This is a genomic window from Microbacterium sp., assembly GCF_049650565.1.
GTDB lineage: Bacteria > Actinomycetota > Actinomycetes > Actinomycetales > Microbacteriaceae > Microbacterium.
The window spans coordinates 15,844-28,293 of sequence record NZ_JBASAK010000022.1; the positions used below are offsets into that span (position 1 = coordinate 15,844).

General features: G+C 70.1%; 15 protein-coding genes. 8 read left to right on the forward strand and 7 right to left on the reverse strand.

Going from position 1 to position 12,450, the window contains the following annotated elements; translation table 11 throughout:
* Positions 1 to 31: 31 nt before the first annotated feature.
* Positions 32 to 403: a PH domain-containing protein gene (locus WA967_RS03480; protein WP_424419509.1), complete on the reverse strand. Its 372-nt coding sequence runs from the start codon at positions 401 to 403 to the stop codon at positions 32 to 34.
* A gap of 18 nt (positions 404 to 421) precedes the next feature.
* On the reverse strand, positions 422 to 1,309 hold the full coding sequence (locus WA967_RS03485; protein WP_424419510.1) for an Ltp family lipoprotein: 888 nt from the start codon (positions 1,307 to 1,309) through the stop codon (positions 422 to 424).
* Positions 1,310 to 1,547: 238 nt separating this feature from the next.
* On the opposite strand from WA967_RS03485, the gene WA967_RS03490 reads away from it, so the two are divergent.
* The 5 genes from WA967_RS03490 (at position 1,548) to WA967_RS03510 (ending at position 6,377) form a co-directional block, all read left to right on the forward strand.
* A complete protein-coding gene (locus WA967_RS03490) occupies positions 1,548 to 2,786 on the forward strand; it encodes a sensor histidine kinase (protein WP_424419511.1) in 1,239 nt (412 codons plus the stop codon).
* Between the two features lie 44 nt (positions 2,787 to 2,830).
* Positions 2,831 to 3,514, forward strand: a complete 684-nt coding sequence (locus tag WA967_RS03495) for a response regulator (protein WP_424419512.1) — start codon at positions 2,831 to 2,833, stop codon at positions 3,512 to 3,514.
* Between the two features lie 72 nt (positions 3,515 to 3,586).
* A complete protein-coding gene (locus WA967_RS03500; RefSeq protein WP_424419513.1) occupies positions 3,587 to 4,252 on the forward strand; it encodes a PadR family transcriptional regulator in 666 nt (221 codons plus the stop codon).
* On the forward strand, positions 4,249 to 5,778 hold the full coding sequence (locus WA967_RS03505; protein WP_424419514.1) for an MFS transporter: 1,530 nt from the start codon (positions 4,249 to 4,251) through the stop codon (positions 5,776 to 5,778). The genes WA967_RS03500 and WA967_RS03505 overlap by 4 nt, the downstream gene beginning before the upstream one ends.
* 68 nt (positions 5,779 to 5,846) lie before the next feature.
* Positions 5,847 to 6,377, forward strand: a complete 531-nt coding sequence (locus WA967_RS03510) for a GNAT family N-acetyltransferase (RefSeq protein WP_424419515.1) — start codon at positions 5,847 to 5,849, stop codon at positions 6,375 to 6,377.
* Positions 6,378 to 6,475: 98 nt separating this feature from the next.
* Here WA967_RS03510 and purD read toward each other — a convergent pair whose 3' ends face one another.
* Positions 6,476 to 7,753, reverse strand: a complete 1,278-nt coding sequence (gene purD / locus WA967_RS03515; RefSeq protein WP_424419516.1) for a phosphoribosylamine--glycine ligase — start codon at positions 7,751 to 7,753, stop codon at positions 6,476 to 6,478.
* A gap of 51 nt (positions 7,754 to 7,804) precedes the next feature.
* Positions 7,805 to 8,491: an NUDIX hydrolase gene (locus WA967_RS03520; protein WP_424419517.1), complete on the reverse strand. Its 687-nt coding sequence runs from the start codon at positions 8,489 to 8,491 to the stop codon at positions 7,805 to 7,807.
* A gap of 198 nt (positions 8,492 to 8,689) precedes the next feature.
* On the opposite strand from WA967_RS03520, the gene WA967_RS03525 reads away from it, so the two are divergent.
* The gene (locus tag WA967_RS03525) at positions 8,690 to 9,046 is read left to right on the forward strand and encodes a sterol carrier family protein (protein ID WP_424419518.1); all 357 of its coding nucleotides are present in this window, start codon (positions 8,690 to 8,692) and stop codon (positions 9,044 to 9,046) included.
* 40 nt (positions 9,047 to 9,086) lie between these two features.
* Complete coding sequence (locus WA967_RS03530) at positions 9,087 to 9,404, forward strand: potassium transporter Trk (protein ID WP_424419519.1); 318 nt, start codon at positions 9,087 to 9,089, stop codon at positions 9,402 to 9,404.
* Between the two features lie 23 nt (positions 9,405 to 9,427).
* Here WA967_RS03530 and WA967_RS03535 read toward each other — a convergent pair whose 3' ends face one another.
* The 3 genes from WA967_RS03535 to WA967_RS03545 are packed head-to-tail and all read right to left on the reverse strand — an operon-like array spanning position 9,428 to position 11,085.
* A complete protein-coding gene (locus tag WA967_RS03535; RefSeq protein WP_424419520.1) occupies positions 9,428 to 10,129 on the reverse strand; it encodes a YceI family protein in 702 nt (233 codons plus the stop codon).
* Positions 10,130 to 10,140: 11 nt separating this feature from the next.
* The gene (locus WA967_RS03540) at positions 10,141 to 10,740 is read right to left on the reverse strand and encodes a zinc-binding alcohol dehydrogenase (protein ID WP_424419521.1); all 600 of its coding nucleotides are present in this window, start codon (positions 10,738 to 10,740) and stop codon (positions 10,141 to 10,143) included.
* A 45-nt stretch (positions 10,741 to 10,785) separates the two neighbouring features.
* Positions 10,786 to 11,085 carry a hypothetical protein gene (locus WA967_RS03545; RefSeq protein ID WP_424419522.1) on the reverse strand — a complete coding sequence of 100 codons (300 nt, stop codon included), beginning with the start codon at positions 11,083 to 11,085 and terminating at the stop codon, positions 10,786 to 10,788.
* 244 nt (positions 11,086 to 11,329) lie between these two features.
* Here WA967_RS03545 and purM point away from each other — a divergent pair, with 244 nt between their 5' ends.
* Positions 11,330 to 12,445, forward strand: a complete 1,116-nt coding sequence (gene purM / locus WA967_RS03550) for a phosphoribosylformylglycinamidine cyclo-ligase (RefSeq protein ID WP_424419523.1) — start codon at positions 11,330 to 11,332, stop codon at positions 12,443 to 12,445.
* The last annotated feature ends 5 nt before the right edge of the window (positions 12,446 to 12,450 follow it).

The window sequence follows — 12,450 nt, forward strand, 5'->3', positions numbered from 1 at the left end:
ACGATGAGCCCCGGGGCGGATGGGCCTGCGCTCAGTGCGCGTTGAGCACGGCCCAGGCGATGAGGCTGTCGATGCGCCGCACGTCGGCGCCTTTAGCCAGCTTCACCTTGATGTGCCCGGCCTTGGTCCACAGCTCCAGCTCCGAGTTCCAATCCAGCGTGCCGGCGTTCTCGGACGACCACATCAGGATGGAACTGTACGGCAGCGAGTATATCTCGACCTTCTTGCCGGTGATCCCCTGGGCGTCGCGCACGATCAGCCGCTTCGTGGTGAAGGTGGCGGAGTCGCGGAACGTCTTGAACGAGGTGACGGCCTGCTCGCCCTCCGCGAGTAGCGCCTGCACGTCAGGCGGAACGGGGATCTCCTGCTGCAGGGTCCAGCTGAGGATGGCGGATGTCTCCATGGCGGTTCTCCTCTCGCGTCAGTCGTTCAGGTGGGCGATGGCGTAGTCGGCCTCGGCGGCGGTGAACTTCTCCCCGTACTGACTCGTGAGCTGGTCGTGGATGGCGGCGGGAGACATCGACATCGTCTTCTGGTAGTCCTTCGCCTTTTCGAGGGCGTTGGCGTTCCAATCCGCCTTCATGTTGTCGACGGCGTACTGTCCGGCTTCCGGAGAGAACTTCTCGCCGTATTCGCTGGTCAGCTGGTCGTAGACGCCCTGCTTGCTCATGTGCATCAGATCCGAATACGTCTGCGCCTTGACCAGGGCGGATGCGTACTCGGCCGGCACCGAGGGCTTCTCCGGCTCCTTGGATGGCTCCTCCACCGGCTCCTTCGAGGGTTCCTCCGCTGCGGGTGCCTTGGCCTGCTCGGTCGCCTTCGCCGGTGCGCTGATCGCCGGACGATCGGCCGCGGGTGCGGGCACCGCCGGCTTCGGGCTGACGAGGTTGATCAGCATCCCCAGCACGATGACCGCGCCGGTGACGATCCAGGCGACCTTCTTGTGCTGCTGGTAGCCGGCCAGAGCACGCCCGGAAGAATCCCGGGTGGCGCCGGTGAGAACGAGGATCAGGTCGATGAGCACCCAGATGCCGGCTCCGCCGAGGGTGATGAGCTTGAGGATGCCGGTGCCGATCTTGCCCAGGTAGAACCTGTCCACGCCGAAGAACCCGAGCAGCAGTGCGAGCAGCCAGGTCGTGATGAAGGACTTCTCGCCGGTGGCGACGGGCTGCGGTGAGGGCGCGCCGAGCGTGAACGGCGCGGTGGGAGCCGTCGCGTACCCGGGTGCGGGCGGCGCGGAGCTCGGCATCGGCGGAGGCGTGTATCCGGGGGCCGGGGGAGGTGTCGGGGTGTTGTTGTCGTTGCTCATGATTCCCTCTTGCTGTGTGAATACGCGGATAGCGGCGCCCGATCGGGGGATGGCGCCTTGCATGCGTATGAATATGATCCTGGCAGAACCGGCGCTCCGTTCGTGCTCCTCGATCGTCGCGTGCACAGCATCCGCTCCTCATCCCCTGTTCAGGCACAGTCGCCTCCCCCGAACGGCAGAGGCGGATGCCGCCGGATGACGGGCGTGCGATGTCCCCCCTGCGCTCTAGGCTCGACACGTGGCAGCCCCGAGCACCCTCGTCTCCCCGCGTCTGCGCCGCGTGGCGGCAGCAGCGGGGACCGTCGTGCTGTTCGCGGTCGGCATCATGATCGACGCGATGGGCATCATCAATGTGCCCGGCGCGGCAGAGCTGCCGGCCGGCGAGGGCGGCGACGCCAGGCTCGGCGGTGTCGGCGCGGGACTGTTCCTGCTGGCGATCGCGGCCTGGCTCACCGTGTTCTGGCGACGACGGATTCCCCTGATGACACTGATCGCCGGCGGCGTGCTGGCGGCCGTCGGGCTCTCGTACGTGCTGCTGCTGGTCGGCGCGGTCGCCACCGTCCTGCGACGCCCGGCGTGGACAACACGGGTGGCGATCGGCGTCTCGGTCGGGGCCGTGCTGTTCGCCCTCCGGGAGGTCCTCACCGGCTGGGGTGGCGCGCTGGCCTGGACCTTCACTCAGCGTGCGGATGCACAGCACGAGCCGGCCTGGATCGCGGCATCCCTCGTCTGGGTGGCGATCTCGCTGGGAGTGGCCGCGGGCGTCGTCTTCCTCGTCCGCGCGCGCGAGCGCGTGGCTCGCAGCGATGTGCGCGCGGCGCAGGAGCAGCAGCGCGCCGATACGCTCAACGAGCAGATGGTGCGGCAGAACGAGCGCGAGCGCATCGCCCGCGACATGCACGACCAGCTCACCAGCCGGCTGTCGGTGGTGTCGCTGCACGCGGGTGCCCTGGAATCAGCGTCCGGCGACGGCGAGGCGGCAGAGATGGCGCGCACGGTGCGCGAGCAGACCCACGCGGCGCTGCAGGACCTGCGCGGCCTGCTGGGCGATCTGCGCAGCGGGCCCGGTGCGGCCAGTTCGAGTCCTGCCACGATGCGCGCCCTCGGGCAGCTGTTGGGTGAGCATCGCGCGTCCGGCACGTCGATCACCGCGTACGTCGTGCTCGAGGATCCTGAGCGCGCCTCCACGCAGTTCGACGGCGCCGTGTACCGGATCGTGCAGGAGGCGCTCACGAACGCGCGCAAGCACGCGCCTTCGGTGACTGTCGATGTGCATGTGCAGGCGGGGCCCGCCGAGGGGGCACGAATCCGCATCGTGAACCCGCTGGGCGCTGCGGGAGTGGCCCTGCCGAGCGGAGCCAACGGCACCGTCGGCATCCGCGAGCGCGCTGCCGCCCTGGGCGGCACGGCGTGGATCGGCGCTCACGAGGGGTCCTTCATCGTCGACGTCGCACTGCCGTGGCAGGAGCGCGGTTGACCGGCGCTCGGCGCGTCGTCCCCGGCCCTCGCTAGTCTCGATGCGTGACCACTGATGCTGCCGATGCTCCGCTGCGCGTTCTGATCGTCGATGACGACCAGCTGGTGCGCAGCGGCCTGCGTTTCGTGCTGCGCGCGGATGCCGGGATCGACGTGGTCGGAGAAGCAGCCGACGGCGCGGCGGCCGTCGAGGCCGTACGCGCTCACCACCCCGACGTGGTGCTGATGGATGTGCGGATGCCGGGGATCAGCGGCATCGAGGCGACGGCGACGATCGTCGCCCAGAGCGACTCGAGGGTGCTCGCGATGACCAGCTTCGATTCGGAGGATCAGCTGATGCACATGCTGAAGGCCGGTGCGAGCGGCTACCTGCTCAAGGACGACCCGCCCGGGCTGATCGTGGATGCGGTCCGTCGCACCGCGCTGGGTGAGACCGTGGTCTCCGGGCGCAGCATGGCGCAGCTCGTCCGCAGTGCGGTCGAGAAGGAGGGCGGCTCGGGCCGGCAGGCCGCACTCGAGCGCATCGGAGCGCTGACCGAGCGTGAGCGGGCCGTGGCGCGCGGTGTCGCCTCCGGTGCGACGAACCAGGAGATCGGCGGGGAGCTGCACATTTCGGCGGGCACGGTGAAGACCCACCTGGAGCAGGTGTTCGCCAAGCTCGGTGCGCGCAATCGCGTGCAGGTCGGAGTGATCCTGGAACGCGCGGGGCTGGGGCCTGCGGAGGTGTGAGCGGACTGCCCCTCACTGTTTCGCTCCCGGACGGAGTGCTATAGTCCATCTGGACTAATCGAGGTGGGGCATATGGCTGGGGATGCCGGGAAGCTGACGCCGCTGGCGGCGATGGTGCTCGCGCTGCTCGCCGAGGGAAACATGCATCCGTACGAGATGATCCGCCTGCTGCGGCATCGGCAGGATGACCGCATCGTGCGCGTGACCAACGGCACGTTCTATCACACGGTCGCCCGCCTCGAACGGGACGGGCTGATCTCGGAGGTGGGCGTGGACCGCGAGGGCAATCGCCCCGAGCGCACGACCTACGCACTGCAGCCCGCTGCACGTGACGCGCTGCAGGACTGGGTGCGCGCGGGCCTGGGAACCTCCGACCGCACCGCCGAGTTCCGCGTCGCGCTCGCCGAGTCGCACAACCTGCCACGGGCTGACGTGATCGAACTGCTGACCGCCCGGCTGGCGGCACTGCAGGCCGAGCACGACAGCCTGCACGGCAAGCTGTCCGCGGCCCGCGCGCGCGGCGTGCTCGATCAGTTCCTCATCGAGGCCGATCGGCACGTCACTCTGCTGGGCGCCGAGCTCACCTGGACGGCCGGGACGCTCGAGCGCCTGTCCGATCCGGACTTCGCCTGGTTCGGCGACGCCGCCTCCTCGGCATCCGCTCCCGCCGACCCTGAAGAGACCTCACAGACCCTCCCCGCGGCATCCGCCGTACAGCGAAAGGCATCACGCCGATGACAGAACCCACGGCATCCGCGACTCGCGGACCGTCGACCGGCACGTACGCGACCGGTCACAAGCCGAAGAGCCCCTGGCCCGCCCTGTGGGCGCTGGTCATCGGCTTCTTCATGATCCTCGTCGACACGACGATCGTCTCGGTGGCCAACCCGGCCATCAAGGCGGCGCTCGACCCGGACACCAACAACCTCGACAACGTCGTGTGGGTCACCAGCGCCTACCTGCTGGCGTATGCCGTGCCGCTGCTGATCACCGGCCGCCTCGGTGACCGCTTCGGCCCGAAGAACATCTATCTGATCGGCCTGGTGGTCTTCACCGGCGCCTCGTTGTGGAGCGGCCTGTCCACCACGCTCGTCGGCCTGATCGTCGCCCGCGCGGTGCAGGGTCTGGGCGCGGCTTTCATGACCCCGCAGACCATGGCCGTGATCACGCGCACCTTCCCGCCTGAGCGCCGTGGCGCCGCCATGGGCCTGTGGGGTGCGACAGCCGGCGTTGCCACCCTGGTCGGCCCGCTGATGGGCGGACTGCTCGTGGACGGCCTCGGCTGGGAGTGGATCTTCTACATCAACGTGCCCGTCGGCGTGATCGGCTTCGTGCTGGCCATGATCTACGTTCCCAAGCTGCAGACGCACCCGCACCGCTTCGACTACGTGGGCGTGGTGCTCAGTGCGGCCGCACTTTTCCTCATCGTCTTCGGCCTGCAGGAGGGCCAGAAGTACGACTGGGGCACCATCACCGGGCCCATCTCGGTGTGGGGCATGATCGGCGCCGGCATCGTGCTGCTGGTCGTGTTCGTGCTGCAGCAGTGGAAGACCAAGAGCGAGGCGCTCGTGCCACTGGGGCTGTTCAAGGACCGCAACTTCTCGGCCTCCAACCTCGGCATCGCCGCAGTCGGCTTCACGGTGACCAGCATGTCGCTGCCGTTCATGTTCTTCCTGCAGCTGGCACGGGGCCTGACCCCCACCGAGTCGGCGCTGCTGATGATCCCGATGGCGGTCATCTCGGGTGTGCTGGCGCCGTTCGCCGGCGCCCTGCTGGACCGCATCGACCCGCGGTTCATCCTCGTGCCCGGTCTGCTGTGCGTGGCCGGCGGCGTGCTGTGGAATGCCTCGCTGATGAACATGGACACCCCGACCTGGATGTTCCTGCTGCCCTCCGCCCTGCTGGGAATCGGCAACGCAGGCATGTGGGGGCCGCTGGCGACCGAGGCCACCCGCAACCTGCCTCCGCGCCAGGCCGGCGCCGGCGCGGGCATCTACAACACCACGCGCACCATCGGTTCGGTGGTGGGATCCTCCGCCATCGCCGCATTCATGCAGGCCCGCCTCGAGGCCAACCTGCCCGGACTCGACAAAGCACCTGCCGGCTTCGGTGGGGGTGGAAGCATGCCGTCGTTCGTCGCCGACGGCTTCTCCACCGGCATGGCGCAGTCGATGCTGCTGCCGGCGGCCGTCATGGTCGTCGCACTCATCGCATCCGTCTTCATCGGCCGGTATCAGGGCAAGAGCGCCGACGAGCTGCGCTGATGGTCTCCTGAAAGGGCAGTAGGGTCGCCCGGTCTCCAGCCCGGACGGCCCTGTGATGGAATGGACGGATGCCCATCGCACTCGCCACCCCGTCTCTCGACCTCTTCGACTCATGGGCGGCGACCGTCGCCGAGTTCGGCTGCGTGCACATCGACGGCGCGGGTCTCGAGTTCGGTGTCGTCCCTGATCGCGCAGCCTGCGAGGAGTTCGTCGCGAAGTCTCGGCTGTACGCGGATCTGGATGCCGGGCTGCCGGCCGACAAGGTGCACTGCGACTACTTCTGGATCGCCGATGACGGCGAGGTCGTCGGGTTCATCGCCTTCCGCCGGATGCTCAACGACTGGCTGCGCAGCTATGGCGGCCACATCGGCTACAGTGTGCGCCCGTCCCGCCGCCGCGAGGGCGTCGCCCGCACGGCACTGAACCTCGTGCTCGATCATGCGCGTGCCGCCGGCTATGACCGCGTGATGCTCACCTGCGTCGACGACAACGCCGGTTCGTATCGCACGATCGAGGGCGCCGGCGGCGTGCTCAGCGGCACCATCGATGCGCCCGATGCCGGCGACCCGCTGCTGCGTCAGTACTGGATCGAGCTCTGACGGCATTTCCTGTGGCGCCCGGCCGGCTGCGCGGCGTGTGCTCTGCGTGACAGGCGCGCCTTATTGCGCGACGCGCGTGTTATTGCGCGACGCGCGCCTTATTGCGCGACGCGTGCCGCGATGTCGTGGCGGAAGTGCGCGCCCTCCAGCGAGATGCGGCCGATGGCCTCGTAGGCCCGCGCCCTGGCATCCGCGAAGTCTGCGCCGGTGGCGACGACGTTCAGCACCCGGCCGCCGGTCGCGATGAGCGACCCGCCGGGTGCGTCGGGCGCGCCGGTCGCGGCGTGCACGAGGTGGACGCCGGCGACGGATGCCGCCTCCGCGAGCCCCTCGATCATGCGGCCGGTCTGCGGCGCCTCGGGGTAGCCCTCGCTGGCCAGCACGACCGTGATGGCGACGTCGTCGGAGAACTCCGGTGCCGGCTCATCCTCGAGGTGCCCGGATGCCGCCGACAGCAGCAGCCGTGAGAGCGGGGTGCGCAGCCGCGGCAACACGACCTGGGTCTCGGGGTCGCCGAAGCGCGCGTTGAACTCGATCACGCGTATGCCCGCGGGCGTGAGGATCAGACCCGCGTACAGCAGGCCGATGAACGGCGTGCCCTCGGAATCCAACTGGCGGATGACGGGCAGCGCGACGGTGTCGGTCACCTCGGTGACGAACGCGTCGATGCTGCCGAACTGATCGGCCAGCCACGGCAGCGGCGAGTACGCGCCCATGCCGCCGGTGTTGGGACCGCCGTCGCCGTCCAGCGCGCGCTTGAAGTCCTGCGCAGGGGCGAGCGCGCGCACGGTGTCGCCGTCGCTGAGGAAGAACAGCGAGACCTCGGGGCCGGTGAGGAACTCCTCCACCAGCACGGCGCCCGCCGCGAGGTAGTGCTCGGCGTGCGCGAGGGCCTCGGCGCGGTCGGTCGTGACGATCACGCCCTTTCCCGCCGCCAGGCCGTCGGCCTTCACGACATGGGGTGCGCCGAAGTCGTCGAACGCGGCCTCGACCTCGGCGACGGATGCCGCGCGCACCGCGCGCCCGGTGGGCACGGACGCGGCATCCATGATCCGCTTCGCGAATGCCTTCGACCCCTCCAGCCGCGCGGCCGCCTTGCCGGGACCGAACACGGGGATGCCGCGGTCGCGCAGCACGTCGGCGACGCCCGCCACCAGCGGGGCCTCTGGCCCGATGACGACCAGGTCGACGCCGCGCTCATTGGCGAACGAGGCGACTGCGGCGCCGTCGAGCATGTCGAGCTCGACGATGGCCGCATCCTGCGCGATCCCGGCGTTGCCGGGTGCCGCGAAGATCTCGTGCTCGGCGTCCTCCGAGCGCAGGGAGAGGATGATCGCGTGCTCGCGCGCACCGGAGCCGAGGACCAGGATCTTCATGCCCGCAAGCCTACCGGCGGGGGCATGCGCGGTTACCGTTCCGCGTCGGATTCAGACGGTCACGGGGCGCTCGATGGCCGGGTCCCAGGGCAGCGCCCAGCCGGTCGCATCGAACAGGGCGTTGAGGATGCCGGCGGTGAACCCCCACACGACTGTGCCGTCCACCTCGAACGCCGGGCCCTTGTAGGTCAAGCCGTCGCGGTGCAGCACCGCCGAGTACCGGTTCGCGGGGTCGATCAGCTTGGCCACGGGTATCCGGAACACCTCGACCGTCTCGGCATGATCGACGGCCGCCACGCGCGACGGCGTGCGCCACCAGCCCAGCACCGGGGTCACCAGGAAGCTGCTGACCGCCAGGGGGATCTCGGGAAGCGAAGCCAGCACCTCCACGCCCGCGGGGTCGAGCCCGGTCTCCTCCTGCGCCTCGCGCAGTGCGGTGGCCACGACGTCGGCATCCGCCGGCTCCCGGCCTCCGCCGGGGAAGGACACCTGCCCCGGGTGCGACGACAGCGTGGCTGCGCGGCGCTGCAGCAGCACGTCGAGGTCGGCCGCGACGGTCTGGTCGTCGGTGCGGGCGGGGATGCTGTCCAGCCTGCCGAACAGCACGAGCACGGATGCCGGATGCTGTGTGCTTCCGCTCTGCGGGAACCGCGGCGTCCACTCCGCCCCGCGCGCAGCCGCCTCGAGCAGCTCCGCGCGCGCCCCGTGCAGGGTGCCTGTCTCGCCTGTATTCGTCATCCCTACCGACCCTATGCCCGGGCGACGATCGGTGGCGCGGACGGTGCCACGGCATCGCTGCCCGGTGTGCGGTGCTCCCGCCCCTGCTCAGCTCCCTCGCCCCCGTCCCGCTGCGCAGCTGGACGGGGGCGGCGGCGACCAGCCGGGGCGGCGGCGAGATGGGGCGGGGTGGCGCGTTGCCCGGCGTAGCCTGGAGCCGTGCCCACCACGAGGATCGAGACCGCCGACGGACGCGCCGCGCTCGCGGTGGTCGCGGCCGGGGGTGCGCCGCGCGCGGCCACGGCGACGGCAGTCCGGTACCTGCTGCAGCTGCTCGACGAGAAGGCTCCGGGCAACAGCGTCGAGGTGCGCGTACCGCCTTTCGGGGCCGTTCAGGTCGTGCAGGGCCCGCGGCACACCCGCGGCACCCCGCCCAACGTCGTCGAGATGAACGCCGCGACCTGGATCTCCCTCGCGACCGGCGGGGAGAGCTGGGCGGATGCCGTCGCAGCCGGCCTCGTGTCGGCATCCGGCACCCGGGCCGATCTCTCCCCCCTGCTCCCACTGCGCCCCTGAGCCCGGTCCGCAGCCCGGGTGGGCGTGGGAGAATAGGGGTATGTCGCGTGATGCAGAGCACCAGACGATCGAGGCGCAGATCCGACCGGTCCCGCGCTTCGGCGTGTTCCTCGGCCTCGGCGCCGTGCTGGGCGTCGTCGTCGCCGGCATCCTCACCGCCGTCGGCAGCTACGAGAAGTCCGAGGTCGTTGGCGTCGTCTACCCGCCCGGGCAGGTCTTCGGTTTCGCGCTGCTGTGGACCGTGCCGATCTGCATCGCGCTGGGCGGCGCGGTCGCGCTGATCCTCGAACGGGCGGCGCGCAAGCACACCCGTATCGTGCGCGTCGAGCACGAGCGCGTCCACGACGACGAGGGCTGACGCACGACGAGGAATGCTCGGGGTCAGTTCTTCTCGAGCGTCAGCGAGAACTCCACGAAGCCGGCGTCCTCGACCTTCACGAATCCCAGGTCGGGCGCGTCGACGCCGAAGTCGGCGAACGTGATCGGGATCCTGCCGACCACCTGACCGCGCTCGCCGTCGAACACGGCGTCCAGCTCCACATTGACGCTGCGGGTGACCCCGGCGAGCGTGAGATCGCCGGTGGCCGAGACCTTCTGCGGCTGGCCGGTCACCGGCATCCTGGATGACTTCACCGGGGCGGTCAGCGCGAACGTCGCCGTCGGGAACTTCGCGGCGCGCATCGCGGTGCCGCGGAAGTACGAGTCGCGGCTGCCGGAGTCGGTGGCGATGGAGGCCACGTCGACCTCGATCCGCGCCGCAGTCAGCGTCGCGTCCGCCACGGTCAACGAGCCTGTCACCTTGTCCGTGCGCCCGGTGACGGTGGTGTCGACGTCGTTGAGCACCTCGTTCACCCGGTAGCCGGCATACGAGCCGTCGCCGACCGTCCAGTCGCCCTGAACGTCTTCGCTCGATAGCGGTCCTGCGGCGGCGGATGCGGATGCGGATGCCGGAAGGGTGGGCTCCGCAGCGGCCGGAGCGACGAGGTAGTCGCGGTAGATGTACGGCCCTGCGAAGGCGGCGGCGCCGACGGCGACGACGACCGTGCCGGCGATGACGAGGGCGATGAGGGTGCGCTTCTTCATGAGGGTGGGGGTCAGGCGAGTTCGGCGATCACGGGCCGCATGGCCGCATCGAACGCGACCACGTCGCGGCGCAGGCCATCGGTGACGGCCACGCTCAGCGAGCCGATCCACCATATCCCGCGCTGGCTGAACGGCAGCACCTGCACGCTGAGATCGAAGGAGTGCGCGCGCCGCCCGACCTCGCGCTCGAACTCGGCGATGGCGCTCGCATAGGCGCGGTACGCGCCGCCCGATGAGCTGACCGAATCGACGTAGCGGTTGTGCGCGTCCTGCGCATATCGCAGGGCCGCCGCCGCGTGCGGCACGATCGCGTCGCGCAGGTCCTCCGCACCGGTGGTGGGCAGCGCGACGAGCGTGTCGAAGCCGTCGACCAGATCCAGCGGCACGTCCGAGCGGTGCGCGCGCGGCTCGACGGTCATGTCCCAGTACTCGCGCCACTGGGCCTCGAGCGCTTCGTCGACGTCGGCCGAGTCGGGCCTGCGCACTTCGAGCCCGCGCAGCGCGGGCAGGTCCTCGGGTGTGCGGATGCCGAGCAGCTGGCGCAGCGCGAGCGCCACCAGCACCGAGGTGCCGGCGTCCTCGCGGATCAGCCACTGCGGCTTGTCGCTCATGGCCCCATCGTATGGGCGTTGCTCACGCTATGCGCGGGTTGGCGCTCAGCGTCTGCGCTCGAGGATGCGGCGGCGCAGGCGCTCGCGGCGGCGGGACGGCGGATGCGTGGCATCCACCAGCGCCTGCCGGGCGGCGGCGAGGGTCGGGTAGCTGCCGATGCGGCGGCTGTGGTTGTCGTGCGTGACGTGCGCGTCGTGCTCCACGGTCACGAAGCCGGCGAACTCACCGTCGTTGGTGGCGACGAACACGTCGCGGTCGGCCTGGCGCCAAGCCAGGTCGGGGGTCGGAGGGTCGATGGGTGATTCGGGCGCGCCTGTGCGCGCGGAGATGTCGGTACTGCTCATCATTCTGTGATTCGTGTGCGGGCGGCACGCTGCCGCCTCGGCAATGGCCGGGGAGGGGATCGCATCGGTGCGATCCAGACTGGAGAGAACCCTGGCCGGGGTGTGCGCTGCGCCGGGTGAGAACCGGCCTTGCGATGCGCAACTATTCAGTATAGCAGACCCGGCTTCCCGGCATCCGTGTCCCCGGGATCCGGACATCGTCGCACCGACCTTGGCGAGCCCCTCGGGCCGGTAGGCTGTACCCGTGGCAGCCTCACCCACCAATCCCTATGCTCAGGCCGGTGTCGACACCGCCGCCGGTGATCTCGCCGTCGAACTCATGAAGGCCTCCGTGCGCGCGACGCACGGGCCCGAAGTGCTCGGCGGAGTGGGCGGTTTCGCTGGCATGTTCGACGCCAGCGCGCTGCTCGGCTACACGCGTCCGCTGCTGGCCAGCAGCACAGACGGCGTGGGCACGAAGGTCGCCATCGCTCAGGCCATCGACAAGCACGACACGATCGGGCAGGACCTGGTCGGCATGGTCGTCGACGACATCGTCGTGGTGGGCGCCAGGCCGCTGTTCATGACCGACTACATCGCGTGCGGCAAGGTCGTGCCCGAGCGCATCGCCGACATCGTCCGCGGCATCGCCGACGCATGCTCGGCCACCGGCACCGCGCTGGTCGGCGGAGAGACCGCCGAGCATCCGGGCCTGCTCGGACCGCGCGACTATGACGTCGCCGGCGCCGCGACCGGCGTCGTCGAGGCGGATGCCGTGCTCGGAGCGGATCGCGTGCAGGATGGCGACGCGGTGATCGCGCTGGCCTCCAGCGGCCTGCACTCCAACGGCTACTCGCTGGTGCGCCACATCGTCGCGAACGCGGGGATCGGCTACGGCGACAACGCAGCCGACCTCGGCACCACTTGGGGCGAGGCTCTGCTGGAGCCGACCCGCCTGTACACGACGCCGCTGCTGAAGATGCTCGAGCAGGTGCCGCACGGAGTGCACTCGCTGAGCCATGTGACCGGCGGCGGCATCGCCGCCAACCTGGCCCGCGTGCTGCCGCAGGGCAGCTGGGCCGAGGTGGATCGCTCCACCTGGACGCCGAGCCCGGTGTTCCAGGTGCTGGCCGACATCGCGGGCACCCCGATCGTCGACACCGAGGGCACCTGGAATCTGGGAATCGGGTTCCTCGCCGTGGTCGCCGAGGAGAAGAAGGATGCCGTGATCGCCGCCATCCGTGCGCAGGGCATCGGGGCTTGGCAGGTCGGCACCGTGCACACCGGTGCACGTCCGGCCGGAGAGTTCGAAGAGGGCGCCAAGGGCGTCGATGGTGGAGCCGTGCGCCTGGTCGGCGCCTATCAGAGCGGAACGAAGTAACACCC